Raw genomic sequence first — 26,733 nt, forward strand, 5'->3', positions numbered from 1 at the left:
AGACCTTCGCCGTGCGTGCAGCATTTGCTTTCTTTGAATGCAGCTATGCGGACTTAGCGGCTGTTTAGCGATTTGCTCATGCTTTTGAGAACTCGTTGATGGAGTTCGGTTGGTGCATCCTCAACTGCAGGTCTTTCGACCCATTCCAAATCCAAGTTCAGTGATCCCGCAGGTACGATTTTTCTTGCGATTTCGGGCGGCGTGGTATCGTCAGTCGTTCCATTCTTCCAGTCGTGAAAGGCTGATGAGTATCGAACGACCGCTCCACTGGTCGACAATTCGAGCAATCCGCCCTCGGCAAAGAACGTCAGCGCATCACCCATTTCCTCACCAATGAGTTTGAGCCTGTTTCCCAATCGATGTTTGAGGATGGCTACAAACACTATCGCTGCGGAAAACGTGAATTTATCGACAAGCATAACAACCTGCTTGTTTGCGCTTTCTGAGATCGCGTCGATCAAGGGCATCGTTAGAAGAAAGTCGCCACCAGTGTTTCCGCGAACATCAATTAGTAGTGTTTTGTTCGAGGATGCGCGCACGCATTTCACCGCGGCTGAGATGGCTTTAGGCAGCGCATTTTCGTTCGGATCAAAGAAGCTTGGTAACGCTATTGATAGCCCTAGCTCTTGCCAGTCCTTTATCTCTACAAATATCTCGGGTTCCCAGGCTGGATCAGCCTTGCCGTGCTCGTTTCTCGGGTAGAGCACCGATCCAGGAACTGTATGTTCATTGGCCACTTTCAGATTGGCTATCCGCCCATTTTCGTCCTGCACACGGTACTCGGTCATGCCGCAGTTTGACGAAAAACCCAAACGCGCCAAAGCGTAGGGCCAAGCCAGTAGAATCGGGCCGATGACCCGTTTCCTTTGGCACGTTCCCGCCAGAAATTTCTCTGCAGTGGCTTCAATCTGGCTCAAAGCTGAGCCGTTGACCGCTATCAACTCTCCTCGCGGTGCGGCTATCTCTGGCGCCGCGTCGATGAATTGAACGGAACGTCCAACGCTCACGAATCTCAGCGGTAGCACCGCGATCGCATCATTCGGGATCAGCCGTGTGTGCCCATTGCCGGGAAGTGCCAATAAACGCATCGCTGACAAAAGGAAGGCTTCGACAGAGCCCTCTGAGGCATATTGCCGGGTTTCACCAATACAGTCGTCAATCACGGCCTTTTCGATCTGTCGAAAACTGGGATCGGTCGGCAGGGCAGTTTCTAAAATTTGGTTCAGGTCTTCCGTGAGCGACATGTTTCACGATGCGCATAGCCATTCGTCAATGTCCAGATTGGGCTCAGGGCGACTAAAAAGGCCCGCAAAAACATGCGGGCCTTGTTGTTAGTTTCCAGGTCAGTTTTTACTGCGGAATTTCGCCTTCCAGCCCCTCAACGTAGAAATTCATGCCCGCCAGCGTACCGTCATCGGCGGTCTCGCCTTCGGCCAGCCAGTCACTGCCGTCCTGCTTTTTCAGCGGGCCAGTAAAGGGATGGTATTCACCGGCTGCCATCGCGGCTTTCAGCGCCAGTGCTTCTTCTTTAACGTCGGCGGGAACGGCGTCCGAAATCTCACCAATTGCTACCATGCCTTCCCGGATGCCATCCCATGTGTTGGCACTTTCCCATGTTCCGTCCATCACGGCCTGGGTCCGCGCGATGTAGTAGGGAGCCCAATCGTCGATGATTGAAGACACACGCGGGAAGGGTGCGTATTCGCTCATGTCGGAGGCCTGGCCAAAGGTGACAACGTTTCCTGCCTCTTGCGCGGCTGCCTGCGGTGCAGTCGAGTCAGTGTGCTGCAGGATCACGTCCGCGCCCTGTTCGATCAAAACTGTGGCGGCGTCAGCTTCTTTCGCAGGATCGAACCAAGTGTAAGCCCAGACGATCTTGAACTCGACGTCGGGGTTTACCTTCTTGGCGTGGATGTATGCCGAGTTGATGCCGCGGATCACTTCAGGGATCGGGTAGGAACCGATATAGCCGATGATGTTCGACTCGGTCATTTTCCCGGCGATGTGACCCTGAACGGCGCGACCTTCGTAGAAGCGGGCCGAGTAGACCGAGACGTTGTCGGCGGTCTTGTAGCCGGTTGCGTGCTCGAATTTCACATCCGGGAATTTCTTCGCGACGTTGATGGTCGGATCCATGTAGCCGAACGAGGTGGTGAAGATCAGGTCCGCGCCTTCCAGTGCCATCTGGGTCATCACGCGTTCTGCATCTGGGCCCTCAGGCACCGACTCGACGAACACGGTTTCAACCTTGTCGCCAAAGTGCTCTTCCACGGCCAGACGGCCCTTGTTGTGCTCATAGGTCCAGCCGCCGTCGCCCACTGGGCCGACATAGACGAAGCCGACTTTGGTCTTATCTTGGGCCATGGCTCCCGAGGCCAGACCCAGCGCCATTGCGGCGCTTGCCAAAAGTGTAGTGAATTTCATGTGTTACTCCCCAAGTTGGTTCAGTTGGCCTCGCTTAGTGCGAGGCATGGAAGGTCCGGCCCAATGCGGCAGGTGCGCTGCTCTTGTCGGCCGAAAGGATCACAAGCACAAGGATCGTGATGATGTAGGGCGACATTGCCAGATACTCGACAGGAATGGCAACGCCCGCTGCCTGCAAATTAAGCTGCAACACAGTGATGCCGCCGAACAAATAGGCGCCCAGCAAGACACGCCATGGTTTCCAGCTGGCAAAAACCACCAGCGCCAAGGCAATCCAGCCGACACCGGCAGTCATGCCCTCGGTCCACTGCGGCACGCGGATCAGGCTGATGTAGGCGCCGCCCAAGCCAGCGCAAGCACCACCAAACAGGATCGCCATGATGCGAATCTTGATGACCTTGTAGCCCAGCGCATGCGCCGCATCGTGGTTTTCGCCAACGGCGCGCAATATCAGGCCGATGCGTGTGTATTTCAGCGTGGCCCAGACGGCGGCCGTCAGGGCAATTCCGACGTAGAGGATCGGGTCGTGCTGAAACAGGATTGGTCCAATAACAGGGATATCGCTGATCACCGGGATATGGATTTCACCCATGCTGGGTGGCTTGATTCCTACGTAGCTCTGCCCCATCAGCGCGCTGAACCCGAGGCCGAACAATGTTAGGGCCAGGCCACTGGCAACTTGATTGGCCAGCGCCACCTGCGTCAGCAGCACAAACAACAGCGATAGCACCGCGCCACCGATTGCTGCCGCAATAAAGCCCAGCCAGGGCGAACCGGTCTCGACTGAGATTGCGAAGCCGCTGATTGCGCCCACGATCATCATGCCCTCGACACCGAGGTTCAGGACGCCTGCTTTTTCGACCACCAATTCTCCGATTGCGGCCAACAAAAGTGGGGTTGCGGCCACCATTAGCGAGGCGACCAGAAGGACGGGGTTAATTTCACCAAGGTCCATATCACGCTACCTCGCTACGGGCCGCACGGATGCGGTAGTTTGTCAGAAGATCGAATGCCAGCAGGAAGAACAGAAGCATCCCCTGGAATACCTGAATGGCTGCGGCGGGCAGACCCAGCTGAGATTGGGCGATTTCACCACCAATATAAGTCAACGCCATCAGACCTCCGGCCAGCAGGATGCCCACCGGATGCAAACGGCCAAGGAAAGCCACGATGATCGCGGTAAAGCCGTAACCGACGTTGAAATCGATGCTGACCACGCCAGCAGGGCCCGAGACTTCGAACATCCCCGCAAGACCGGCCAGCGCGCCGGCCAGACCCAAACAGAACAGGATCAGGCGGGCAGGGTTTACACCGGCGAACTTCGCCGCACGCGGGGCCTCACCTGTCAGGCGGATGTGGAAGCCCAGCATGTGCCGGTTCAGCAAGACATATGCAAAGATAACAGCGATCAGGGCAGTGACTACGCCCCAGTGCATGCCTGAACCCGCAATCAGCTCGGCATTATACGCGCTGTCGTAGGATTGCAGATTGCGCGAACCCGGAAAGCCGAACCCTTCGGGATTCTTCAGCAGGCCTAGCGAGACCGAGGCCAGCATCTGTTCGGCCACATAGACCAACATCAGCGACACAAGGATTTCATTGGTACCGAAGCGCACTTTCAGGAAGGCTGGGATCATTGCCCATAGCCAGCCTCCAAACGCGCCTGCAATCACCATGATCGGAAAGATGTAGAATGCATCCAGCGGATAGAATGCCAGACCAGCGCCCGCACCGAAAATGGCCCCCATAATGTACTGACCCTCGGCCCCGATATTCCAGATACCGGCGCGGAAGCCTAAAGACAGGCCGATGGCGATCAAAACGAGGGGCGCGCCCTTAACCAGCAATTGCGGCCGATAATAGAAGGCGAACTCGCCAAACAGGGGTTCCCAGAATATGGTTCCAATAGCCTCGACCGGGTTTTTGCCCAGAATGGCGAACAGGATGCCACCAAAAACCATCGTCGCCAGGACCGCGACCAGAGGGGTGGCATAAGACCACGCCTTGGACGGCTGAGGCCGTTTCTCCAACACAATCATTTGCTCATACCCCCGCGTTTCTCTTTTCTTTTAACTGTTTAGACATGGGCCACCTCCATGCCATGCGCGCCGCCCATCATCAGGCCGATCTCATCGACCGTCAGACCCGTGGTTTCACGCGGGGCGCTTAGTCGCCCTTCGTTCAAGGCGGCAAAGCTGTCTGAGATTTCCATCAGTTCATCGAGGTCTTGCGAGATACAGATGACCGCAGTTCCCTTGGCCGCCAGATCCAGAATGGCCTGCCGGATCGAAGCCGCCGCCGCCGCATCCACGCCCCAAGTCGGCTGGTTCACGACCAGAACATCCGGGTTTTGCAGCACTTCGCGACCAATCACGAACTTCTGCAGGTTCCCGCCCGACAGCGACCGGGCGGCATTTTCAGGACCCGGCGTACGCACGTCAAAGGCGCTAATGATCTTTTCGGCAAAGCTCTTGGTCTCGGACCACTTCAGAAAGCCGTTATTCTCCAGCCCCTCGCGGACCGACCCGGTCAGCAGAGCGTTTTCGGTCAGGCTCATATCAGGGGCAGCCGCGTGGCCCAGCCGTTCTTCGGGCGCGGTCAACACGCCGAGCTTACGCCGCGCGGTCGGGCCGAGTTTGCCGATGGGTTGACCGTTGAATTTGATCGCATCTGCGGTGGTCGGAATTTCGCCAGAAAGCACACCCAGCAATTCATCCTGACCGTTCCCCGCGACACCCCCGATCCCCAGAACCTCGCCCTTGCGGACGGTCATGTGGACGTTGCGAAGCGCGGTTCCGAATTCCGACGGCGACGGCACTGACAATCCGCTGACATCCAGCGCAACGTCACCGAATTCCCGGCCGGAACGTTCAGGTGTCTGCAGGGTCGAGCCCACCATCATCTCAGCCATATCGCGCGCTGAGGTTTCGGCTGGTACACATTCGCCCACATTCTTACCCAGCCGCAGAATCGTGGCGTGGTCGCATAGCGTTCGAATCTCTTCCAGCTTGTGCGAGATATACAGGATCGATGTCCCTTCCGAGCGCAATTTGTTCAGCGTTTCGAAAAGGATTTCAACCTCTTGCGGCGTCAGAACCGAGGTCGGCTCGTCCATGATCAGCAACTTTGGGTCCTGCAGCAGGCAGCGGATGATTTCGACCCGCTGACGCTCACCTGCAGACAGATCGCCAACCGTGCGGAAGGGGTCCAAGGGCAGGCCGTAGGTTTCGGATACTTCGCGGATACGCGAGGCCAGATCACCCATTGGGGGCGGGTTTTCCATCCCCAGAGCGATGTTCTCGGCGACGTTCAACGCATCGAACAGCGAAAAATGCTGGAACACCATCGCGATCCCGTCAGCACGGGCGGCGCGCGGTTCAGGCGGTGCATAGGACTGCCCCAGCAGCAGCATTGAGCCGCTGTCGGGCTTCACCAGCCCATAGATCATTTTGACAAGCGTGGATTTGCCTGCGCCGTTCTCGCCCAGCAGCGCGTGAACTTCGCCTTCACCGATGTCAAAGGACACCTGATCATTGGCCACGACGCCGGGATAGGCTTTGGTCAGCCCTTGCAAGCTCAGAAGTGGAGTGGTCACGCGCTCAGGTCCTTCTTCAATTCGTTCTGTCGGGCGGGGCGTAACAGTTGCGCTGCCACGCCAACGGCGATCATCTGCGGGTGTTTGCCCAAGCCCGGATCGCCGATCGGACAGGTGATCCGGCCGATCCGCTCGGGCGGATGCCCAAGGGCTGCAAGTCGCGACCGGAATCGCGACCATTTCGTAGCCGAGCCGATAAGCCCCGCAAAGAGGAAATTGTGCGAAAGCAGCCGGTTGCACAGTTCCAGATCCAGATTGTGCGAATAGGTCAGCACCAGATGCTCGGCGTCGGTTGGCGCGTGGCGAACCAGCTCGGCGGGTTTTGCGGTCGGAACCGGGGTTACACCGATTGGAACCACATCGGGAAACCGCTCGGGTCCGGTATCGACCCAGGTGATTGCTAGATCGGGTAAGGGGGACAAAACGTCCACCAGCGCCCGGCCTACATGGCCTGCGCCCCAGATCCACAGATTACGCGTCGGTTTGTGAACGGGTTCGACCATCCAACCTTCGATCAGTTGGGGCTCGGGCGCGACACCCTGTCCTCGCGCTGCCGCCAGCCGACGTTTGACCGATAGCGGCATCTCTCCGCCCGAGGCCGAACGCGCGATGACGGTATCGTCCAGTGCATTCAGCGCTTCATGATCAAATACTTCACTCAGCAATGAAACTGCACCGCCGCAGCATTGCCCCATGTCGGGGCCAAGAGCGTGATGCGTTAGTCGGGTGGCGGTGGTTTGGGATCGCGCAGCTTCAGTTGCCTGATACTCCAACGTGCCTCCACCGATGGTGCCACTTTGCCCGTCCTTCCAGACTAGCATCGCGGCCCCCACTTCACGTGGAGACGACCCTTTGATGCCGGCGATGACCACCCGGACCACTGTTCCGTGGGTTTTGACCGCCTCCCTCAAAGCCTCCAAGTCAAATCCCATCAGATGCCTCCCTTCATCTTTTGGACGCCGCGCCAAACCTCTTCAGCCGTGGCTGGTGCATCAAGAGCGGGGTAGGCCTCTCCACAGGCCGCGACCGCATTCGACAGGGCCAGCCATGCTGAAATACCCAGCATGAACGGCGGTTCGCCCACCGCTTTCGAACGATAGATCGTGTCCTCACGGTTTTCTGCATCCCAGAGTGCGACGTTGAATACGTCGGGTCGATCTGAGCAGGCGGGGATCTTGTAGGTCGAGGGTGCGTGTGTGCGCAGGTTGCCCGTGCCGTCCCAGACCAGTTCCTCGGTCGTTAGCCAGCCCGCGCCTTGCACATAACCTCCTTCGACCTGCCCAATATCCAACGCCGGGTTCAACGAAGCACCGGCATCATGCAGGATATCGGTGCGCAGAATGCGGTTCTCACCAGTCAGAGTGTCGACGGCCACTTCAGTGACCGACGCTCCGTAGGCGAAGTAGAAGAACGGACGGCCTCGTCCGGCGATCCGGTCCCATTCGATCTTGGGTGTCTTGTAGAAACCGGTCGCCGACAGGCTGATCCGACCCTGATAGACCAGCGCCGCAGCTTCAGCGAAGGTGTAGCGTTCTGCGCCAACCGAAACATGGCCATCAGAGAAGGTGACAGTCGACGGATCGGCCTGATGCCGCTCGGCCAGATAGTCCGCCATTCGATCGCGGATCGTATCGCAGGCCGCCTTCACGGCCATACCATTCAGGTCACTGCCCGAGGATGCTGCCGTGGCCGAAGTGTTCGGTACCTTGGCCGTATCCGTGGCGGTGATTTTGACCATCTCCAGGGGGATGCCAAAGCGCGAAGCCGCCACCTGCGCGACCTTCTGGAACAGGCCTTGACCCATCTCGGTGCCGCCGTGGTTCAGATGGACCGAGCCATCCTGATACACATGCACCAAAGCGCCTGCCTGATTCAGGTGGGTCAGCGTGAAGGAAATCCCGAACTTGACCGGAGAGAAGGCGATGCCCTTCTTGATCACACGATTCTCGGCGTTCCATTTCGCAATGGCGGCCTTGCGCGTTTCGTAATCGCTGGATTTCAGTAGGGCCTGAGTCATCCCGTGCAATTCGAAATCGCTGACCTCCATTCCGTAGGGTGTGGTATTGCCACCAGCGGGCAGAGGGCGCACGGGGGCGTCCCCGGTTTCGACCGCGCCGCGGCTCGTCAGGTCCTCATGCGGGTCGGGATGACCCAAAGGGTTCTCGGACGGCGTGATCTCGGCAATCGCATGGGCCGGTTCGTAATAGTTTCGGCGGCGCAGTTCCACCGGGTCCAGACCCAGCTCATACGCGGCGTGGTCCATCACGCGTTCGATGCCAACCATGCCCTGCGGGCCGCCGAAGCCGCGATAAGCGGTGGCGGATTGGGTGTTGGTCTTCAGCCGGTGGCTTTCGATCCGTGCATTTGGCAACAGATAGGCATTGTCCGAATGCAGCATCGCGCGGTCGGCGACGGGCAGGGACAGATCCTGCGCCCAACCGCAGATGGCGTGGTGTAAGAACGAAACGCCCTGAATGTGGCCATTCTCATCGAACCCAGCCTTGTAGGAAATCCGGAAGGCGTGGCGTTTGCCGGTGATGATCATGTCATCGTCGCGGTCATAGCGCATCTTGCAGGCCTTGCCGGTTGCACGTGCGGCTATAGCACAAGCCACAGCCAAAGCGTTGCCCTGGCTTTCCTTGCCGCCAAAACCTCCGCCCATACGGCGGGTTTCAACGCGGACCGCGTGCATCGGAACGCCCAAAGCGTCCGCCACCTTGTGCTGGATCTCGGTCGGGTGCTGGGTCGAGCTGTGCACTAGCATATCCGCGCCTTCATTCGGCACGGCCAGCGCCGCCTGACCTTCGAGATAGAAATGTTCCTGCCCGCCAAGTTCGAAAGACCCTTCGATCACGTGTGTCGCGCCAGAGATAGCCGCATCTGCATCACCCTTGGCGTAAACGCGCGGGCCGTCCTCGAACCGGCTGTCGGCGGCCAGAGCCTCTTCGACCGTCAGGATTGGCGTTTCCTCGGCATAGTCGATCTTGCCCAGACGTGCGGCCTTGCGGGCGGCCAGATGGCTGGTGGCGATGACCAGAAACACCGGCTGGCCGATATAGTGGACTGTTCCGTCCGACAGCAGCGGTTCATCATGGATCGAAGGCGATACGTCGTTGGCGAAGGGCAGATCATCCGCAGCCATAACCATCACGACGCCCTCGGCAGCCTTCACCGCAGACAGGTCCATTGCGGTGATCTTGCCTTTGGCAATCGGGCTGAGGCCAAAAGCCAGATGCAAACTGTCCCTGGGTGTTGGGATATCGTCCACATACCGCGCGGTTCCTGAAACGTGCAGCGGTGCTGCGTCGTGGGGGAGGGGTTTGGTCACGCTCATGCCGATACCTCCAGCACATTGGTCACTTCGCCCTGATCTTCCAGGAAGTATCTTTCGAGCATCGCTTTGGCGGTTTCCAGTCGATAGGTGGCCGAGGCGCGCATGTCCGTGAGTGGTGAATAATCGTCAGCAAAGGCAGGCAGCGCGGCGTCAATCGTCTCGCGCGCCCAAGGTTTACCGACCAATGCGGCCTCGACATGAGTTGCCCGTTTCGGAATGCCGGCCATGCCGCCGAACGCGATGCGCGCCTGCGTGACGATGCCGCCCGAGACGGTGATGTTGAAACACCCGCAGACCGCCGAGATGTCCTGATCGAACCGCTTGCTGAGTTTATAGGCCTTCAGGCGATCCAGCTGACGGGGGAAGCTGACAGCTTCGACGAATTCACCGGGAACGCGGTCCTGTTTGCCATAGTCGATAAAGAACTCTTCCAGCGGAAGGGACCGGCGGGTGTCGCCTTTGCGCAGATGAAGGGTTGCGTCCAGAGCAATCAGCGCAGGCGGGTTGTCCCCAATGGGCGAGCCATTGGCTATGTTGCCGCCCACCGTTGCAGCATGGCGCACCTGTACACTGGCGTAGCGGCGGATCATTTCGGCGTAAGAGGGGTGAAGATCGGCCAGAGTCTCACCCATCCGATTCATGTCGACCATTGCGCCAAAGCGAATTTCATCGTCGGTGATGGTGACTTGTTTGAGATCATCGCAACGGTTGAGGAAGATTACTGGATCCAGATCGCGCAGTTGCTTTGTCACCCACAGGCCGACATCTGTTGCTCCGGCAACCAGCGTGGCATCTGGGTTTTCAGCATAAACAGCTGCCAGTTCATCGGAAGATTCAGGCAGCATGCGCGACGCAGCAGAAGATGCGAGTGGCTTGTCTTTGACCCAGACTGGCACGGGACGGTCCTCGACCGCTTTCGCAGCGCGAATAATCGGTGCATAGCCAGTGCAGCGGCACAGGTTTCCGGCAAGCTGGGTGTCATGATCCGTGGCGCCCGTCGCATGACTGGCGACCATCGACATGACAAAACCCGGAGTGCAAAAACCGCATTGCGAGCCGTGCAGGTCAACCATTGCCTGTTGAACGGGATGTGCTTCGCCATCCGGGCCGCTTGCCCCTTCGACTGTACGGACCGCTTTGCCATGCAGCTGGGGCAAGAACAGGATGCAGGAGTTCAGAGCTTTTGCGCCGTCTTCGTCCGTCACCATAACCGTGCACGCGCCGCAATCGCCTTCGTTGCAGCCTTCTTTGGTGCCTGTCAGACCGCGATCTTCACGCAGCCAGTCCAGTAGGGTGGCCGTCGGATCGACATCCGGCAGCTCCACTGTCTCTCCGTTCAGAAGAAACGTGATGTTCATTCGAGAAACCCGTCGCGTTACCCGGTTGCGCCCGTTCGGCCCTCCTTCGATGCGACGTAGAAAGAGTGGCGGGCGGTAGCTTGCCGTCAGATGTTAGAAACAGCGCACCTTATCTGGCAAGAAAAACTGCCTATATGATACACCATTGCACCCGAGCGGCCCATGATTGTCGTGTATGTGTGAAACTTAATAAATTGAAAATAAACACTTTTTGGGAAGGTGTGCGTTCCTGCGCCCGAAGCACCTTCTGAAAAAGCCGAATAATCACCGATGATTTTTTCGGCATTCGATGGTGCCGGTTCCCGCTTTTGCAACGTCGCTGGCTGAGATAGCTTAGCCTGTATGAGCAGTTCCCCCCGATTCATTCACCTCCGCGTTCACACTGAATATTCGTTGCTGGAAGGTGCCGTGCGGCTGAAGAAGCTGCCGGACCTGTGCCAGAAGATGGAGATGCCCGCCGTCGCGGTGACGGATACCAATTCAATGTTCTCGGCCTTAGAGTTTTCGGTAACCGCCAGCGGGGCGGGTGTGCAACCGATCATGGGCTGTCAGGTCGATCTCAGTTACGTTCAGGCGCAGCCGGGAGAAAAGCCAAAAGCACCCGCGCCGCTGGTGCTGCTGGCACAATCCGAGGTGGGATATGAGAATCTGATGAAGCTCAGTTCCTGCCTGTATGTAGACAAAAGCGGGCAGTTGCCGCAGGTCACTTTGGACGAATTGGCGGAACGATCAGATGATTTGATCTGCTTAACCGGCGGTCCAGATGGGCCCGTAGGGTTGCTGTTACAGCAAGGTCAGCGCCCTGCTGCCGAGGCTTTGGTGGATCGTTTGTCCGCGATTTTCCCGGATCGCCTTTATGTTGAGTTGCAGCGTCACCCTGGCGAAGGAGGTCAACCTGAGGCCGAGCGCTTGACCGAGCGCGGTCATGTCGAGATGGCGTATGACAAGAACCTGCCGCTGGTGGCCACCAATGACGTCTATTTTCCGACTTCGGACATGTACGAGGCCCACGACGCGCTGATCTGTATCGCCGAGGGGGCTTATGTCGACCAGCAGGACGGTCGCCGACGTCTGACCGCGCAGCACTATTTCAAGTCGCAGCAGGAGATGGTGACGCTGTTCGCCGATCTGCCCGAAGCCGTCGAGAATACGGTTGAAATCGCGCAACGCTGCGCCTTCATGGCCTATCGCCGCGACCCGATCCTGCCGAAGTTTGCAGATGATGAGGTCGCCGAACTGCGTCGCATCGCCAACGAGGGTCTGCAAAAACGTCTGGCCGTGATCCCGCACGCCGTGACACCTGAAGAATATCAGGAACGGCTGGATTTCGAACTTGGCATCATCGAAGGGATGGGCTTCCCAGGCTATTTCCTGATCGTTGCCGACTTTATCCAATGGGCCAAGGATCATGACATTCCGGTGGGTCCGGGGCGAGGCTCGGGTGCGGGATCACTGGTGGCTTATGCGCTGACGATTACCGACCTTGATCCGCTGCGGTATTCGCTTCTGTTTGAACGGTTTCTGAACCCCGAGCGGGTTTCTATGCCCGACTTCGATATCGACTTCTGCATGGATCGCCGTGAAGAGGTTATCCGCTACGTGCAGCAGAAATACGGGCGCGACAAAGTGGGGCAGATCATCACCTTCGGTGCCTTGCTGTCGAAGGCGGCTGTGCGCGATATTGGGCGTGTATTGCAGATGCCATACGGGCAGGTTGATCGCCTGTCCAAGATGATTCCGGTCGAAGGCGTCAAACCCGTTTCCATCGAAAAGGCACTGAAGGATGAGCCGCGCCTGCGGGAAGAGGCACGCAATGAAGAGGTCGTGGACCGTCTGCTCACATATGGCCAGCAAGTCGAGGGGCTGCTGCGCAACGCCTCGACACACGCTGCCGGCGTGGTGATCGGAGATCGGCCGCTGGATGCACTGGTTCCAATATACCAAGACCCGCGTTCGGACATGCCTGCGACCCAATTCAATATGAAATGGGTAGAACAGGCCGGGCTTGTAAAGTTCGATTTTCTGGGTCTGAAAACACTGACCGTGATCCAGAACGCGATGGATTTGATCTTTAAGTCAGGGCGTGACCTTCACATTGCTCCCGATGGCACGGAGCTCTATGAACCCGCCGAAGGGGCAATAAATCAGATCAACGCCATCCCGCTGGATGACGAGGCGACGTACAAACTCTATTCGGCGGCCAAGACGGTGGCGGTGTTCCAGGTGGAATCCTCGGGCATGATGGATGCGCTCAAGCGGATGAAGCCGGATTGTATCGAGGATATCATCGCCCTCGTCGCGCTTTATCGACCCGGCCCGATGGAGAACATCCCCAAGTTCTGCGAGGTCAAGAACAAGCTTAGCGAACGCGACACGCTGCACCCGTCCATCGACCATATCTTGGATGAGACGCAGGGCATCATCGTCTATCAGGAACAGGTGATGCAGATCGCGCAGGAAATGGCGGGTTACAGCCTTGGGGGCGCGGACTTGCTGCGCCGCGCGATGGGTAAGAAAATTCAGGAGGCGATGGATGCAGAGCGGCCCAAGTTCCTCAAAGGTGCTGCCGAAAACAATGTGGATGAGGCCAAGGCGACCGAAGTCTGGAACCTGCTGGACAAGTTCGCCAACTATGGCTTCAACAAATCCCACGCCGCCGCCTATGCGGTGGTCAGCTATCAAACCGGCTGGCTAAAGGCGAACCACCCGGTTGAGTTCATGGCAGGTGTCATGAACTGCGATATCCATCTGACCGACAAGCTCGCGATCTATTTTGAGGAAGTCCGCAAGGGGCTGCAGCTGCCCTATGTTCCGCCGTGCGTAAATCGATCCCAAGCGACCTTTGATGTGGCCGATGGGCATTTGGTCTATGCGCTGGGCGCGCTCAAGAACGTAGGCGTCGAGGCAATGAATCTTGTGGTTGAGGGGCGTGGCGAAAAGCCTTTCGTAAACCTGTTCGACTTCGCCCGCCGTGTTGACCTGAAGAAGGTCGGCAAACGCCCGCTTGAGATGCTGGCTCGCGCCGGTGCCTTTGACGAGCTCGATAAAAATCGTCGCCGTGTGTTTGAAAGCCTTGATCCGTTGGTTCAGTATTCGGCGGCGATTCACGAGCAGAAGATTTCCAACCAAGTTTCCCTGTTTGGCGAGGCAGGCGATGACCTGCCCGAACCGCGTCTGTCCCCTTCGCCTGATTGGCTACCTGCCGAACGCCTGAGCGAGGAATTCAAGGCCATCGGATTCTACCTGTCTGGCCATCCGCTGGATGACTATATGCCGGCCCTGAAGCGCAAACAGGTACTGACACTGGATCAGGTGACTGAAAAGGCGCGCTCTGGCCCATTTATTGCCAAGATGGCAGGCGTCGTTGCCGGACGGCAAGAAAGGAAATCAGCGCGCGGCAATCGGTTCGCATTTGCCCAGCTCTCTGACCCCACCGGAGCATTCGAGGTCACGTTATTCTCGGAAACACTGGAGAAATCCCGAGAGTTTCTGGAAACCGGCGCACAGGTGGTACTGACGGCCGAAGCGACCATGGAGGCCGATCAGCTGAAACTGCTGGGCCGTTCCGTTGGTCCGGTTGATACAGTTGTGGCCGATGCGGGTGCAACGGGTTTGCGTGTGTTTGTCGAGGATTCGAAGGTTTTGCCGAACATGGCCACGGTACTGGAAGGCGCGGAGGCTTCAGCCAAAAGGGTGGCCAAGGGACCTGTTTATGTTTGTCTATTCGATCCCGGACTGCCAGGCGAGGTCGAGATGGATCTGGGCCGGGAATTTCCGATCAACCCAGAAATCAAAGGCGCGCTGAAATCGCTCGAGGGGATATCGGAGATCGAAGAAATCTGATCCCGAACCGTAATGTTGCCACACGCGATGGACCCCGCTAGGCTGGGTGAACATCCTCAAAGGTCATTTCACAGGAGGGTTCCGAAATGGCAAGTTCAGGCAATGTTTTCAGGATATATACACTCGCCGCGGCATGTTCACTTGCATTGGCCACTGCGGTACATGCAGACGACAAAAAGAAGAAAAATACTCTTACCGGGGCCTTGGTCGGCGCGGGCGTTGGCGCGCTGGTCGGCGATGGTAAAGGGGCTGCGGTCGGTGGGGTGGCCGGTGCGATTATCGGACATAACTGGAAGTGAAGCTGATGCAGTCAATTCTCGTAAAATCTACTTTCTGTGCCACGCTCTTTGTCGTACCCACATTCGCGCTGGCTGACGATTCAGCAGAGCAGATGGTACAGGATGCCTTGCCTGTGATGCACTACACATGTGCGTCGATCGCAGAGGAGGCTGATGGCGACGAAGATTTTGTCGTGGCCGTTGTTGGAAAAATGACGGCCCTGTCACTCTATAACCGCCAGATCAATATCGAAGATCATGCGGCCACTGACGAGGAAAAGGCCCAACTGCGCGAAGCCTTCATCGCCGCTCTGTCCGAGGGCTGTGCCGCCGACAAGAACGCCCTTCTGGGCGGTGTGGTCGATAACGCGGTGAAATCGACGTTGGGGATGTAAGCGAGCGCTGGTTATTGCGGGCGCTAAAGCCTGCCAACCGGGCAACGAATGAGGCCCCAGCCCTTGTCCATCTGGGCCGCTTTCAGGCCTGAGACGAGACGGTCGGACAAAAAGAAGAGTTTTGGAACTTTCGGGTCCAGCCAGATGTCCGGTCCGCCCAACGCTTCGGGTATGACTACCAGTTTGGTTTCTTGACTGCTTCTAGGAAGGTAGCAGATTCCGTTGCCGATGTTATTTAACGGCGAACGGATATCCCCCTCTGGGCCCAGCACATCATAATTACCCATGGGTCGTTTGTTACACACGTTCAGAAAGTAATACCGCTCGGACGTGGTCAGATGGTTTTCAGTTGAATCCATCAGCGTCAACGGATGAAATACCGTGTCCCCCAGATCGAACTGTTCCAGAACGGATTTGGCGGATTGGGAAACCATAGGCTTGCCACCGCCATTGATGAATGGAGCCGTATAATACTCGGCTTTAGAATTGTAATGATAAACGCTACCAACCTGTTCTTTGGTCAGCAGATCACCGCGTTTCCAGCTTTGAGAGGCTTGACGGAGGATGCTCTTCGACCATTCGACGTCTTCGGCAGATTGTTTTTTCCGCCAATTGTCTGTGTATTCTCTGCGCGATACACCCTCTATGACGTTGATATTGTTCACCGTCGTAGCAATCCACACGCATTGCGCGTTGCTGTCCTCACTCGCCATCAGCTTGCCCTCAATAATGCGGCGGGCGTTCGTCGCCGAACACAACGCCGCCTGAGCCTTCCTGCGCGCGTTCCGCCTCGCGTTGCAACAGCATCTCGACGCGGCGGGTCAGGCGGTCGATCTCGTTCTGTTGGTTTGTGACGACCGAGTTCAGCTCTTCGACCGTGCGGGTCAGATGGGCGATCTGCTCTTCCAGATGCTGCATGGGGCTCTCCTTATAGGCGTCTCATAGCGACCCTGTGACGCCCTGGCCAGAGAAACCCCGCCTTGCCCCGAAACAGACCATGGGATAGACCGCGCGCGGAACACTAAATCCCAAGGACGCCCCACATGGCCAAGCCCAAGAAACAGCCCCGCCCCAAGGCCGTAACGCCGAAAGGGTTCCGTGACTATTTCGGCGAGGAAGTCACGCAGCGCACCGAGATGCTGCGGACGATTGCGGGTGTCTATCATCGTTACGGGTTCGATGCCTTGGAAAGCAGCGCGGTTGAAACGGTTGAGGCGTTGGGCAAGTTCCTGCCCGACGTGGACCGCCCGAACGAGGGCGTATTTGCATGGCAGGAATTTGACGAAGGCGGCTCAAAAGGTTCCGGGGGCGACTGGATGGCCCTGCGCTATGACCTGACTGCGCCTTTGGCCCGTGTCTATGCGCAGCACCGCAACGATCTGCCGACGCCTTATCGCCGCTATGCGATGGGTCCGGTCTGGCGGAACGAGAAGCCGGGGCCGGGGCGGTATCGTCAGTTTTATCAGTGCGATGCGGATACGGTGGGCACGGCTTCGATGGCTGCGGATGCCGAGATTTGCGCGATGCTGTCGGACACGCTGGAAACCGTTGGAATCCCGCGCGGTGACTATCTGGTGCGGGTCAACAACCGTAAGGTTCTGAATGGCGTGCTCGAAGCGATGGGTTTGGGTGAAGACGCCGCCGCCCGAGATAACGTTCTGCGCACGATCGACAAGTTCGACAAGGTGGGCGAGGCTGGTGTGCGTGAGCTTTTGACCAAAGGCCGATTGGATGCCTCTGGCGCTTTTATCGATGGTGTTGGTCTTAGCGGTGATCAGGCCGAGCCGGTGATTGCCTTCCTGACTTCTAAAGCTGCAGATACCGCTGGAACGCTGGCCAACCTGCGCGCGGCTGTGGGTGACAGCAAGATCGGTGCGGACGGGATCGCTGAGTTGGAGCAGATTGGTGCGCTGCTGGATGCAGGCGGGTATGGTTCGGACCGGATTGAGATTGATCCTTCGGTCGTGCGTGGCCTCGGCTATTACACCGGGCCGGTCTATGAGGCCGAACTGACCTTCGAAATATACGACGAGAAGGGCCGCAAGCGGCAATTCGGGTCGGTCTCGGGTGGTGGTCGCTATGATGATCTGGTCAAACGGTTTACCGGACAGGAAGTACCCGCGACCGGCATCTCCATCGGTGTTGACCGATTGCTGGCCGCTTTGCGCGAAAAGGGGCGGATCGCGGCGCAGGCCACCGGCCCAGTGGTTGTGACCGTGATGGACCGCGATCGCATGGCGGACTACCAGGCGATGGTGGCAGAACTGCGCAATGCCGGAATCCGGACCGAGGTCTACTTGGGCAACCCCAAGAACTTTGGCAACCAACTGAAATATGCGGACAAGCGGAACTCTCCAATTGCGGTGATCGAAGGCGGTGACGAAAAGGCAAATGGGATCGTACAGATCAAGGACCTGATCCTTGGCGCCAAGATTGCCGAAAGCGCCACGCTTGAGGAATGGAAAGAACGGCCCAGCCAGTTCGAAGTGCCCCGCGGCGATCTGGTCGCTAAGGTGCGCGAGATTCTGGACAATCAGGACTGACCCATGCCGAACCGTTCCCAAATACAGGCCCGCGCCGCCATGATGCGTGTCCGGTTCGAGGCAGCGGGCGCGCAGGTGGTTGATACGCCTCTGCTGCAGCCAGCCGGGACGCTGCTGGACCTCTATGGAGAAGATATCCGCGCCCGTGCTTACGTAACCTCGGACGCGCTGCGGGGTGAGCAGATGCTGCGCCCGGATTTCACCCTGCCGGTGGTACAGATGCACATGTCCGATGGGGCTGAACCAGCAAGATACACCTATTCCGGCGAAGTGTTCCGCCGTCAGGAACACGATCCGGATCGTGCTAATGAGTATATCCAAGTCGGCTACGAAGTCTTTGATCGCGAAGACCCCGCCGGAGCCGATGCCGAGGTGTTTTCGTTATTTGCCCTGCAATTGCGCGGGCTGCCCTTGCGGGCAGCGACAGGTGATATCGGTATTCTGATCGCCGCTGTTGAGGGTCTCAAGACCACTAGCCGTCGTAAGGCTGCACTGATGCGGCATCTCTGGCGGCCTCGCCGGTTCCGCGTTTTGCTGGACCGATATGCCGGACGCAAAGCAAGTCTCGAGGGGCGCGATGCTTTGCTTGACGCGGTCGACCCATTGGCGATTGACGTGCCCATGATCGGTAAACGCCGCGCGCCGGAAATCCTCGACCGGATTGAAGCCCTGCGCGAAGACCGCGCTGCACCGCCGATCTCGGACAATGAACTGGCCGGTTTGGAGACGCTGCTTAATGTGCGCGAAACCATGCCTTTCGCGCTGGAACAACTGCGTGACATTGCGGTTGATCTGCCACAGATCACATCTGCTTTGGATCGTTTGGAAGCTCGTATCGCAGCCCTGCAGGCGCGTGGCGTGGATGTGGATACACTGGATTTTGAGGCGTCTTATGGCAGGACCTCGATGGAGTACTACGACGGGTTTGTATTCGGCTTTTACGCCGAAGGCCGCCCTGATCTGCCACCGGTCGCGACCGGTGGGCGCTATGATGCGCTGACCAGGCAATTGGGTGGTGGAGCCGAGATTCCGGCAATTGGCGGCGTGATCCGCCCGGACCTGATGCTCGAAATCGAGGAGGCTGCGCAATGAGCCTGAAACTCGGTGTGCCTTCGAAGGGCCGGTTGATGGACAAGACCTTCGCATGGTTTGAAAAGCGCGGCATTACACTGTCGCGCAGCGGATCAGACCGGGAATACGCGGGCAAGGTTGATGGGATTGGTGGCGTCTCGCTGATCCTATTGTCTGCAGGAGAGATTCCGCGCGAGCTGGCGGCGGGACGCATTCATTTGGGCGTGACCGGCATCGATCTTGTGCATGAAAAGCTGCCGCGCTGGGAACAGCAGGTGGAAGAGGTTGCACCTTTGGGGTTCGGCAAGGCGGACCTTGTCATTGCAACCCCAGCCTGCTGGGTCGACGTGGACACTCTGGATGATCTGGATGCGGCGGCGGCGGGTTTTCGCAGGGCGCATGGCCACCGGCTGCGGATCGCTACCAAGTACCACCGTCTGGTCCGCGAATTCCTGACCGAAGCGGGAGTGGCCGATTACACGCTGGTCGACAGCCAGGGCGCAACCGAGGGGACGGTGGTGAATGAGACAGCCGAGGCGATTGCCGATATCACCTCGACCGGGGAAACACTGCGGGCGAACCACCTGAAAATCCTGTCGGATGGGTTGATCCTGCAATCGCAGGCCACGCTGTGGCGCAGCCGCGTGGCCAAATACGATGCGGCTGAAAAGACGGCTTTGAATGAGCTGCTGGACAGGTTGGCCTAAAGCACCCCAATTTCCGCTAATGCGCGGTTCAGATCGTCGGGCAGGGCATCGTCCTGCTCGCGATTTTTAGGCAAGTCGGCAGGGGTGTCCTCAGGCTTGAGATACCGCCAGCCCTGGAATGGACGCTTCAGAGCGTTCTGCGTTCTGTGTACCTCGGGGTCCAGGACGATGGCGCAGCGGCGGATGCCATCCTCGCCTCGGACTTCATCCAGCCGCAGGATGCGCTGGCGGCACTGGACCACACCTTTGATCACCCAATAGATCGACCCGCCATTCAGAATTTCAGCGTCGTGCTTGGGCCACATGCGGGTGACGTGACGCGGGTAACCGTCCTCATAGAGTGGTTTGCGGCTGTCTTGCCACGCCATCAGCGTGTCGACGCTTTCTGACCCAACCGAAAGTTTGATGAGGTTTACGTACTTATCCACAGCTTTCCCACAGAGTCGTCCCAAGGATGATCCCTATATTGTAGCCCTCATGCGCTTGTCATCAAGGTGTTGTGGTTTAGATGTGATCTGGGCTAATCTGAATGCCTCTTTCAGCACAGGGAATCACCAATGAGCCGCTTTGCCGCCCCCATCGCCGAGCAGATCTGGGATATGAAATACCGCTTTAAACAGGCGGATGGTACGCCCATCGATCAGACAGTCGAGGACAGCTGGCGGCGCATAGCTCGTGATCTGGCGCGTGTGGAAGAAGACCCGGCGCATTGGGAAGAAAAATTCTATGAGGCGCTAGAGGATTTCAAATACCTTCCTGCTGGCCGCATCACCGCCGGGGCGGGCACCGCGCGACAGGTAACCCTGTTCAACTGCTTTGTGATGGGGACGATCCCCGACAGCATGGGCGGTATCTTCGACATGCTGAAAGAGGCCGCGCTGACCATGCAGCAGGGTGGCGGAATCGGTTATGATTTCTCAACCATCCGTCCACGTGGCGCGGATGTGAAAGGGGTTGCCGCTGATGCCTCTGGCCCGCTGAGCTTTATGGATGTCTGGGACGCCATGTGCCGGACGATCATGTCTGCAGGCTCGCGTCGTGGTGCGATGATGGCGACCATGCGCTGCGACCATCCGGATATCGAACAGTTCATCACCGCGAAATCCGACCCGGCGCGTTTGCGCATGTTCAACATGTCGGTTCTGGTCACCGATCCATTCATGGAGGCCGTCAAGGCCGATGGACCGTGGGATCTGGTATTTGACGGAAAGGTCTATCACACCGTTCAGGCGCGCGATCTTTGGAACAAGATCATGCAGGCCACCTATGATTATGCCGAGCCGGGCGTGATCTTTATCGACCGGATCAATCAGGCGAACAATCTGAATTACGTCGAGACGATCTCGGCGACCAACCCGTGCGGAGAACAACCTCTACCGCCTTATGGTGCCTGTCTGCTGGGTTCGATCAATCTGGCACGGTTGGTTGCCGAGCCGTTCGAGGATGCCGCGCATCTGGACGAGGAGGCCTTGGAAGAGCTGGTGGCCACCGCCGTTCGCATGATGGACAACGTGGTGGACGCGTCGAAATTCCCGCTGGCCGAACAAGAAGCCGAGGCGCAAGACAAGCGCCGCATCGGGCTGGGCGTGACTGGTCTGGCCGATGCGCTGTTGATGTTGGGTCTGCGCTACGGCTCGGACGAGGCGGCGCGTCAGACCGAGCGCTGGTTGCACGCAATCGCGCGCGCCGCGTATCTGGCGTCGGTCGATTTGGCGAGGGAAAAGGGCGCTTTCCCACTGTTTGACGCCGAGAAATATCTGGCCAGCGGCACCATGCAACAGATGGATGACGATGTGCGCGACGCAATCCGCGAACACGGCATCCGCAACGCGCTGCTGACCTCGATCGCGCCGACGGGTACGATTTCGCTTTATGCGGGCAACGTGTCTTCGGGGATCGAGCCGGTTTTTGCCTATGCCTATTCGCGCAAGGTGCTGCAAAAGGACGGTTCGCGCACCGAAGAAGAGGTTGTGGACTATGCGGTGCAGATGTGGCGCGACAAGTTTGGCGACGCCGAATTGCCCGAGTATTTCGTGAATGCGCAAACACTAAGCCCGTCCCATCACGTAAAAATGCAGGCGGCGGCGCAAAAGTGGATCGATAGTTCGATATCGAAGACAATCAATTGTCCCGAAGATATCAGCTTTGACGCCTTCAAAGACGTCTACATGCAGGCTTGGGATCAGGGCTGCAAAGGCTGCACAACCTATCGCCCCAATGATGTCACCGGTTCGGTTCTGAGCGTATCGGAAAGCGACGACAAAGCGCCAGGTGAAAGCGCGGATGCCCCGCATGAGGTTGACGGGGGCGAGGTCGTTTATATGTCCGAACCGCTTGATCGCCCACAATCGCTTGAAGGGTCGACTTACAAGCTGAAATGGCCGGACAGCGAGCACGCAATTTATCTGACAATCAACGATATCGTCATTGGCGGACGCCGTCGCCCCTTCGAGGTGTTCATTAACTCGAAGAATATGGAGCATTATGCTTGGACGCTGGCTTTGACCCGGATGATATCGGCCGTGTTCCGACGCGGTGGCGATGTGTCCTTTGTGGTCGAGGAACTGAAAGCTGTGTTCGACCCGCGCGGCGGGGCCTGGGTCAAAGGCAAATACATTCCGTCCATCCTGGCCGCGATTGGCGGCGTGATCGAGCAACACATGGTCAATATCGGCTTCCTTGAGGGCGAAGGCATGGGCCTGAAATCCGACCCTCAGGCGCAGGTGGTCAACATGGACGCCCCGCGTGGCAAGACTTGCCCATCCTGTGGTCAGTTCGACATGGTGATGATCGAAGGCTGCATGACCTGCCGCAGCTGCGGTCATTCTAAGTGTGGCTGATTTGGCGGAAGAGGACTTGATGTTGTGGTGCTTCAGGCGACACCGCCATTATTGTCACCAAATGACCTCTAACTGCGATCTGCCGACCTGCTGACGGAACCTAAGAAGCGCTAGTTTTTTTACGTTTCTTGTCTGAAGGAAATTTACTGGCCTTGTCGACCGAAGCACCTTTGGCGAGTTGCTTCGGCTTCTCTGTGCGACTTGATGCATGGCATTTGTTCCAAACATTTGCTTTGGAGTACTTTTTAGTTCTTCAAGCGTCAGGTGCAGGTTCAAACCTTGAACCTTTAATAGAGCAGCACCCTAAACTCGTTCGTCGAGTGGCATTGCGTCTGCGACAAATTTTAAGAACTGCTCCGGGGGAATGCTAAGTGCGCGCGATAGTATAACAAGTTCTGGCACATCTATGCGCCTTTGGCCGATCTCAATCCTGGCAATAAATAACGGATGACACTTTAACTTCTTGGCGAGCTTCGCCCGCGAGTATCGTTGGGCTTTGTCGGCGGCGATAGGCGCGGAGATCAGCGCGAGATGCCCTGACGAGCGGAGAGATTTGGCCGCTTTGGTGTCCGTTTAATGCTTCGGACATTTCCTAATCTCATTTTCAGAGTGTTTAGAAAGTCAGATTGAATATCTAAGAGCGGATGATGAAAATTGCTAAACATATAATCAACGCAGCTTTTTTCCCCTGTTTTGCGTTTGCCCGAGAGCCACTCACACTAACTTCAGACGAATATGAGCACTTGGAGCCTATCTACTAAATCCTTTGCGTAGCGCCCGGTAGGACCACTGACGAAGCAATGGAAGCGTTATTAGCGCACTTCGATCAACCACTTGCCAACGAAGTGGAGACTCTGATTGTGCGTAGTTCATGCGGCGCGAATTTCGATACGAATTTACCCAGCGGTTGCTGTCCCCAAGTTCCTACAAGAATCGTGCTTCGACCAGCATGATTGTCATTCTTAGCTTCTGATACCTTCGCACCGGCAGTTGATCAAATCAATTCACCAGAATCTAAGCGATTGTTAACGTTGCTTTTATTGTGTTTGATCGGTGCAGAAAACAAAGCTCTTTCTGAAAGCGAACTGGCATTATGTCTAAGAAAAGTTGGATTTTCACAATGGCTTGACGATCTGAAGCCACCTTTGAAACTGCCCCATGTGCCCACGGCGGCGGCATTCCAGATGAAATATCCCTTACGCAAAACCTGTTGTTTGTTGACCTTCCAGCGCGGGAACCGGGCATACAGCCCAAATGAGTCGTAAAGCAAGAATACACGTTTGGGATGGCAGGCATGAAACCGAACAGGGATAGAAAGGCTGTTACGCGACGCGGAGTGATTGCCGCGTTTGCTGCGACAACTCTTTTTCCAGCACCGGCCGTTTGGGCCCAATCGATGACAACCGAGGGGACGCGCCGGAATGTTTCCTCATTCCGCGTTGCTAAATGGCAGGATCACTTTGATACGCTTAAGAATGGTGTGATCCTGTCCGATACACAGTCCAAGGTCCTGCAATATTGGTCAGAAGACGAGAGCGTCTATCGGATGTATCCAACCAGCGTGCCGCTGACGGAAGACCTTACAAGGCTGGGCTACACCACAGTAACTCGCAAGGTTGAGGGGCCATCTTGGCGACCGACACCAGCAATGAAAAAGCGCAACCCCGCTTGGCCCGACTATGTGGGCCCGGGTCCGGAGAATCCTCTGGGGACACATGCACTATATTTGAGCTGGCAATACTACCGGATCCACGGCACCAACGACACACGCAAGATCGGAAGAAGATCCTCCAATGGCTGCATCGGCTTATATAACGATCAGATTGCGGAATTGTTCGAGCTGGCCGCTGTAGGCACGCAGGTAAAACTGATCTGACCATGGTCAAGTCGGCTTTTCTGGACAGGTGCTTAAGCTCGGTAACTGACAACGACGTGAAATAGTAAAATGGATAAACTTACACTCATGATAGGCGGTGTGGCGATCGCAGGTGCCGTCGCAATCGTCTACAATCTCAATCAGCAACCAGCTGGCCATTCGATGACGACACCTGATACGTCGACGCTGGCGTCGGGAGATCCAATCCAAAACGTCAATCTACCGGACCAGCTAAGCGAATTTGCGGCCGTCGGCAAAGTGGCATTCGACGCAAAATGCTCGGCGTGCCATGGCGGGAATGCAACTGGTCTGGAGGGCCTTGCACCACCATTGGTGCATAAAATCTATGAACCAAGCCACCATTCGGACGAGGCATTTTACGTGGCCGTCCAGAATGGTGTTCGGGCACACCATTGGAAGTTCGGTAACATGCCGCCGGTCGATGGTTTGACCCGCGCGGATGTGAAGGGCATCGTGGCGTACATAAGAGAGTTGCAGCAAGAAAACGGGATTTTCTGAAGGTGACGAGTCGAGTGGGCACAGCAATTCGTTACTCCATCCTGTCAATTGCGCTGGCTATTGGCGGGCTACTTGTGACGGCCGATTCTGCTCATGCACATGGCGGTGATTCACAGCATGTGATTGACCAAACCGACTCTGCGGACGTCGAACATGTCAAGCAGGGTCATCCCGGGCATTGTCATGGCGGAGCGATCTGCAACGCTGTTGGACTATTTTTGATGGGTCCAACACTGCCTGGTCCCCAAGGCACGGAACGAAGATACTCGATCCCTCGGGCTCAATACCGGGTTCTTAGTATTATCGCGTTTGACCCACCACCGCCGCGTGTCCTGATCTGACGAGTCGAATTGCGCTCAAGATGGGCGCGTCGAAGCAGACGAAAAGGACAAATAAATGAACTTTCTAAAAATGACTACAGGCGTGGCCCTGGTTTCTCTATTTGCGGCGGCCGCCTTGGCGCATGGTGGCGCAACCGGCGTCGTCAAAGAACGCATGGACGGTATGTCCGCGATGAAGGACAGCATGAAGGTCCTTACACCGATGATGCAGGGGAAAACGCCCTACAATGCGCAAACGGTACGAAGCGAAGCCAAGAAAATCGGAAGCCACGCCGGTGAGAGCATGACTAAGCTGTTTCCAGAGGGATCTGATGGCAAACCCTCGGAGGCCAAATCGCAAATCTGGCAGGATTGGGGTTCCTTTACAGAAATAGCCAGACAGTTGGAAATCTACTCAGAAGGCCTTGCGCTTTCGGCAGACAACGGGCTGATGGCGTCCGGATCGGGTCATGGTTCCGGCATGATGGGCGGCAAATCCATGATGGGAGGTCGTTCCATGAGGGGAGGTGGTTCCATGATGGGAGGTGGTTCCATGATGGGCAGCGGGATGATGGCTGGCAGTCCAAACTTAGCACAGCTGTCTGAAATGCCGGCAGATGGTGTGTTCATGATGCTGAGCCAGACATGCTCGGCGTGTCACACGCGATTTCGGTCGGAATAGGAATGCATCATGAAGCCGATAATACGGTTGGGTCTTGCTGCCGCCGTTACGGCGTCAGCAGGGTTTGTTGCTGTGATGGCTTGGCCGATTGGCCAGCCCTTACAAGCTCTCGACATTCAAGGTGACGTTAACCGCGGGGCGTATCTGGCAAGGGCAAGCGGCTGTATCGCCTGCCACACAGACTTTGCCAAAGGAGGTGAGCCCTTGGCCGGTGGGGTGGAGTTGGATACCCCGTTCGGCACGCTCTTTTCGCCGAACCTGACCACAGATCCCGATCACGGGATCGGTGATTGGACCATCGAGGAATTTGCCCGCGCTGTGCGTCAGGGTGTGTCGCCTGACGGGCAACCCTACTACCCGGCCTTTCCTTATCCGTTCTATGCCAACTTCACGGATCAGGACATCGCCGATCTTTGGGCCGCCTGGCAAACGGTTCCGCCAGTAGCGGAACCGTCAAAAGAGCAGGAAATGGTGTTCCCCTTCAATCAGAGATGGGGCCTGAAGCTGTGGCGGGCGGCATTTTTGGAACCGCCGCGGACCGATCCCGTGCCGGGCAATGATGATGTATGGAACCGGGGCCGGTTACTCGTTGAAGGTGCCACGCATTGTGCCGCCTGTCACACCGGGAGAAACCTGGCTGGCGCAAGAAATTCTGACACGGAACACTTCAAGGGAAGTGACTCACTGCCGGGCGGTGACAAGGCACCGGCCATCGACTTTGAGACCCTGCAAATGCGTGGGTGGACAGTTGATGATCTGGCCTACGCGTTGCGCACCGGCGTCATGCCTGATGGCGATGTCTTCGGCGGCGCCATGGGAGAGGTCGTAAACTATGGCACCAGCTTTCTGACAGACGAAGACCTGAAGGCAATGGCGACCTATCTGCTGGATGTGCACGACGGGGGATAATCCAGTGCGAGATCAAGTATTCTTTGGAAGGAAGTCCTA

The 26,733-nt window shown here is 57.3% G+C and carries 24 protein-coding genes; 11 read left to right on the forward strand and 13 right to left on the reverse strand.

Going from position 1 to position 26,733, the window contains the following annotated elements:
* Positions 1 to 53: 53 nt before the first annotated feature.
* The 8 genes from ACR0L9_RS02320 to xdhA all read right to left on the reverse strand — a co-directional run bounded on the left by ACR0L9_RS02320 (position 54) and on the right by xdhA (position 10,711).
* Complete coding sequence (locus ACR0L9_RS02320; RefSeq protein ID WP_480894921.1) at positions 54 to 1,088, reverse strand: S41 family peptidase; 1,035 nt, start codon at positions 1,086 to 1,088, stop codon at positions 54 to 56.
* A gap of 262 nt (positions 1,089 to 1,350) precedes the next feature.
* The gene (locus ACR0L9_RS02325; RefSeq protein ID WP_170392494.1) at positions 1,351 to 2,424 is read right to left on the reverse strand and encodes a BMP family ABC transporter substrate-binding protein; all 1,074 of its coding nucleotides are present in this window, start codon (positions 2,422 to 2,424) and stop codon (positions 1,351 to 1,353) included.
* Positions 2,425 to 2,458: 34 nt separating this feature from the next.
* A complete protein-coding gene (locus ACR0L9_RS02330) occupies positions 2,459 to 3,379 on the reverse strand; it encodes an ABC transporter permease (protein WP_170392493.1) in 921 nt (306 codons plus the stop codon).
* Between the two features lies 1 nt (position 3,380).
* The gene (locus tag ACR0L9_RS02335; protein WP_170392492.1) at positions 3,381 to 4,463 is read right to left on the reverse strand and encodes an ABC transporter permease; all 1,083 of its coding nucleotides are present in this window, start codon (positions 4,461 to 4,463) and stop codon (positions 3,381 to 3,383) included.
* A 38-nt stretch (positions 4,464 to 4,501) separates the two neighbouring features.
* Complete coding sequence (locus ACR0L9_RS02340) at positions 4,502 to 6,019, reverse strand: ABC transporter ATP-binding protein (protein WP_480894588.1); 1,518 nt, start codon at positions 6,017 to 6,019, stop codon at positions 4,502 to 4,504.
* On the reverse strand, positions 6,016 to 6,951 hold the full coding sequence (gene xdhC / locus ACR0L9_RS02345; RefSeq protein WP_480894590.1) for a xanthine dehydrogenase accessory protein XdhC: 936 nt from the start codon (positions 6,949 to 6,951) through the stop codon (positions 6,016 to 6,018). The genes ACR0L9_RS02340 and xdhC overlap by 4 nt, the downstream gene beginning before the upstream one ends.
* The gene (gene xdhB / locus ACR0L9_RS02350) at positions 6,951 to 9,353 is read right to left on the reverse strand and encodes a xanthine dehydrogenase molybdopterin binding subunit (RefSeq protein ID WP_480894592.1); all 2,403 of its coding nucleotides are present in this window, start codon (positions 9,351 to 9,353) and stop codon (positions 6,951 to 6,953) included. Before xdhB ends, xdhC begins: the two co-directional genes overlap by 1 nt.
* Complete coding sequence (gene xdhA / locus ACR0L9_RS02355; RefSeq protein ID WP_480894594.1) at positions 9,350 to 10,711, reverse strand: xanthine dehydrogenase small subunit; 1,362 nt, start codon at positions 10,709 to 10,711, stop codon at positions 9,350 to 9,352. The genes xdhB and xdhA overlap by 4 nt, the downstream gene beginning before the upstream one ends.
* Before the next feature lie 342 nt (positions 10,712 to 11,053).
* Here xdhA and dnaE point away from each other — a divergent pair, with 342 nt between their 5' ends.
* From dnaE to ACR0L9_RS02370, 3 genes are all read left to right on the forward strand, one after another.
* Complete coding sequence (dnaE, locus tag ACR0L9_RS02360; RefSeq protein ID WP_480894595.1) at positions 11,054 to 14,554, forward strand: DNA polymerase III subunit alpha; 3,501 nt, start codon at positions 11,054 to 11,056, stop codon at positions 14,552 to 14,554.
* 86 nt (positions 14,555 to 14,640) lie between these two features.
* On the forward strand, positions 14,641 to 14,853 hold the full coding sequence (locus ACR0L9_RS02365; RefSeq protein ID WP_480894596.1) for a YMGG-like glycine zipper-containing protein: 213 nt from the start codon (positions 14,641 to 14,643) through the stop codon (positions 14,851 to 14,853).
* A gap of 5 nt (positions 14,854 to 14,858) precedes the next feature.
* A complete protein-coding gene (locus ACR0L9_RS02370) occupies positions 14,859 to 15,227 on the forward strand; it encodes a hypothetical protein (RefSeq protein WP_480894598.1) in 369 nt (122 codons plus the stop codon).
* Positions 15,228 to 15,250: 23 nt separating this feature from the next.
* Here ACR0L9_RS02370 and ACR0L9_RS02375 read toward each other — a convergent pair whose 3' ends face one another.
* Positions 15,251 to 15,940 carry an imm11 family protein gene (locus tag ACR0L9_RS02375; RefSeq protein ID WP_480894600.1) on the reverse strand — a complete coding sequence of 230 codons (690 nt, stop codon included), beginning with the start codon at positions 15,938 to 15,940 and terminating at the stop codon, positions 15,251 to 15,253.
* Positions 15,941 to 15,950: 10 nt separating this feature from the next.
* Entirely contained in the window at positions 15,951 to 16,145 is a 195-nt protein-coding gene (locus ACR0L9_RS02380; RefSeq protein WP_170392484.1) for a SlyX family protein, read from the reverse strand.
* A gap of 125 nt (positions 16,146 to 16,270) precedes the next feature.
* On the opposite strand from ACR0L9_RS02380, the gene hisS reads away from it, so the two are divergent.
* From hisS to hisG, 3 genes are read left to right on the forward strand one after another with little or no spacing between them, the layout of a single operon-like run.
* A complete protein-coding gene (hisS, locus tag ACR0L9_RS02385) occupies positions 16,271 to 17,770 on the forward strand; it encodes a histidine--tRNA ligase (protein WP_480894602.1) in 1,500 nt (499 codons plus the stop codon).
* A 3-nt stretch (positions 17,771 to 17,773) separates the two neighbouring features.
* Positions 17,774 to 18,862: an ATP phosphoribosyltransferase regulatory subunit gene (locus tag ACR0L9_RS02390; RefSeq protein ID WP_170512662.1), complete on the forward strand. Its 1,089-nt coding sequence runs from the start codon at positions 17,774 to 17,776 to the stop codon at positions 18,860 to 18,862.
* Positions 18,859 to 19,548 carry an ATP phosphoribosyltransferase gene (gene hisG, locus ACR0L9_RS02395; protein ID WP_480894604.1) on the forward strand — a complete coding sequence of 230 codons (690 nt, stop codon included), beginning with the start codon at positions 18,859 to 18,861 and terminating at the stop codon, positions 19,546 to 19,548. The genes ACR0L9_RS02390 and hisG overlap by 4 nt, the downstream gene beginning before the upstream one ends.
* Here hisG and ACR0L9_RS02400 read toward each other — a convergent pair.
* A complete protein-coding gene (locus ACR0L9_RS02400; protein WP_480894606.1) occupies positions 19,545 to 19,976 on the reverse strand; it encodes a DUF1489 family protein in 432 nt (143 codons plus the stop codon). The genes hisG and ACR0L9_RS02400 overlap by 4 nt on opposite strands.
* Before the next feature lie 129 nt (positions 19,977 to 20,105).
* On the opposite strand from ACR0L9_RS02400, the gene ACR0L9_RS02405 reads away from it, so the two are divergent.
* Entirely contained in the window at positions 20,106 to 22,388 is a 2,283-nt protein-coding gene (locus ACR0L9_RS02405) for an adenosylcobalamin-dependent ribonucleoside-diphosphate reductase (RefSeq protein WP_480894608.1), read from the forward strand.
* A 303-nt stretch (positions 22,389 to 22,691) separates the two neighbouring features.
* Here the strand turns inward: ACR0L9_RS02405 and ACR0L9_RS02410 are convergent, their stop codons facing one another.
* Entirely contained in the window at positions 22,692 to 22,913 is a 222-nt protein-coding gene (locus ACR0L9_RS02410) for a helix-turn-helix domain-containing protein (protein WP_170564439.1), read from the reverse strand.
* Between the two features lie 469 nt (positions 22,914 to 23,382).
* On the reverse strand, positions 23,383 to 23,658 hold the full coding sequence (locus tag ACR0L9_RS02415) for a hypothetical protein (RefSeq protein WP_480894610.1): 276 nt from the start codon (positions 23,656 to 23,658) through the stop codon (positions 23,383 to 23,385).
* A gap of 15 nt (positions 23,659 to 23,673) precedes the next feature.
* Here ACR0L9_RS02415 and ACR0L9_RS02420 point away from each other — a divergent pair, with 15 nt between their 5' ends.
* The 4 genes from ACR0L9_RS02420 (at position 23,674) to ACR0L9_RS02435 (ending at position 26,694) form a co-directional block, all read left to right on the forward strand.
* Positions 23,674 to 24,264 carry a L,D-transpeptidase gene (locus tag ACR0L9_RS02420; protein WP_480894612.1) on the forward strand — a complete coding sequence of 197 codons (591 nt, stop codon included), beginning with the start codon at positions 23,674 to 23,676 and terminating at the stop codon, positions 24,262 to 24,264.
* Positions 24,265 to 24,333: 69 nt separating this feature from the next.
* Complete coding sequence (locus ACR0L9_RS02425) at positions 24,334 to 24,783, forward strand: c-type cytochrome (protein ID WP_170392477.1); 450 nt, start codon at positions 24,334 to 24,336, stop codon at positions 24,781 to 24,783.
* Between the two features lie 396 nt (positions 24,784 to 25,179).
* A complete protein-coding gene (locus ACR0L9_RS02430) occupies positions 25,180 to 25,785 on the forward strand; it encodes a c-type cytochrome (protein ID WP_480588125.1) in 606 nt (201 codons plus the stop codon).
* Positions 25,786 to 25,794: 9 nt separating this feature from the next.
* Entirely contained in the window at positions 25,795 to 26,694 is a 900-nt protein-coding gene (locus tag ACR0L9_RS02435) for a c-type cytochrome (protein ID WP_480894615.1), read from the forward strand.
* Positions 26,695 to 26,733: the final 39 nt, after the last annotated feature.

It is taken from the genome of Ruegeria sp. I3 (assembly GCF_056532525.1).

Excerpts from the sequence above, each read along its gene's own strand:
- ACR0L9_RS02320 (WP_480894921.1), bottom strand. The coding sequence starts at position 1,088 with ATGCGTTTATTGGCACTTCCCGGCAATGGGCACACACGGCTGATCCCG.
- ACR0L9_RS02325 (WP_170392494.1), bottom strand. The coding sequence starts at position 2,424 with ATGAAATTCACTACACTTTTGGCAAGCGCCGCAATGGCGCTGGGTCTG.
- ACR0L9_RS02330 (WP_170392493.1), bottom strand. The coding sequence starts at position 3,379 with ATGGACCTTGGTGAAATTAACCCCGTCCTTCTGGTCGCCTCGCTAATG.
- ACR0L9_RS02335 (WP_170392492.1), bottom strand. The coding sequence starts at position 4,463 with ATGATTGTGTTGGAGAAACGGCCTCAGCCGTCCAAGGCGTGGTCTTAT.
- xdhC (WP_480894590.1), bottom strand. The coding sequence starts at position 6,951 with ATGGGATTTGACTTGGAGGCTTTGAGGGAGGCGGTCAAAACCCACGGA.
- xdhB (WP_480894592.1), bottom strand. The coding sequence starts at position 9,353 with ATGAGCGTGACCAAACCCCTCCCCCACGACGCAGCACCGCTGCACGTT.
- xdhA (WP_480894594.1), bottom strand. The coding sequence starts at position 10,711 with ATGAACATCACGTTTCTTCTGAACGGAGAGACAGTGGAGCTGCCGGAT.
- dnaE (WP_480894595.1), top strand. The coding sequence starts at position 11,054 with ATGAGCAGTTCCCCCCGATTCATTCACCTCCGCGTTCACACTGAATAT.
- ACR0L9_RS02365 (WP_480894596.1), top strand. The coding sequence starts at position 14,641 with ATGGCAAGTTCAGGCAATGTTTTCAGGATATATACACTCGCCGCGGCA.
- ACR0L9_RS02370 (WP_480894598.1), top strand. The coding sequence starts at position 14,859 with ATGCAGTCAATTCTCGTAAAATCTACTTTCTGTGCCACGCTCTTTGTC.
- ACR0L9_RS02375 (WP_480894600.1), bottom strand. The coding sequence starts at position 15,940 with ATGGCGAGTGAGGACAGCAACGCGCAATGCGTGTGGATTGCTACGACG.
- ACR0L9_RS02380 (WP_170392484.1), bottom strand. The coding sequence starts at position 16,145 with ATGCAGCATCTGGAAGAGCAGATCGCCCATCTGACCCGCACGGTCGAA.
- hisS (WP_480894602.1), top strand. The coding sequence starts at position 16,271 with ATGGCCAAGCCCAAGAAACAGCCCCGCCCCAAGGCCGTAACGCCGAAA.
- ACR0L9_RS02390 (WP_170512662.1), top strand. The coding sequence starts at position 17,774 with ATGCCGAACCGTTCCCAAATACAGGCCCGCGCCGCCATGATGCGTGTC.
- hisG (WP_480894604.1), top strand. The coding sequence starts at position 18,859 with ATGAGCCTGAAACTCGGTGTGCCTTCGAAGGGCCGGTTGATGGACAAG.
- ACR0L9_RS02405 (WP_480894608.1), top strand. The coding sequence starts at position 20,106 with ATGAGCCGCTTTGCCGCCCCCATCGCCGAGCAGATCTGGGATATGAAA.
- ACR0L9_RS02420 (WP_480894612.1), top strand. The coding sequence starts at position 23,674 with ATGGCAGGCATGAAACCGAACAGGGATAGAAAGGCTGTTACGCGACGC.
- ACR0L9_RS02425 (WP_170392477.1), top strand. The coding sequence starts at position 24,334 with ATGGATAAACTTACACTCATGATAGGCGGTGTGGCGATCGCAGGTGCC.
- ACR0L9_RS02430 (WP_480588125.1), top strand. The coding sequence starts at position 25,180 with ATGAACTTTCTAAAAATGACTACAGGCGTGGCCCTGGTTTCTCTATTT.
- ACR0L9_RS02435 (WP_480894615.1), top strand. The coding sequence starts at position 25,795 with ATGAAGCCGATAATACGGTTGGGTCTTGCTGCCGCCGTTACGGCGTCA.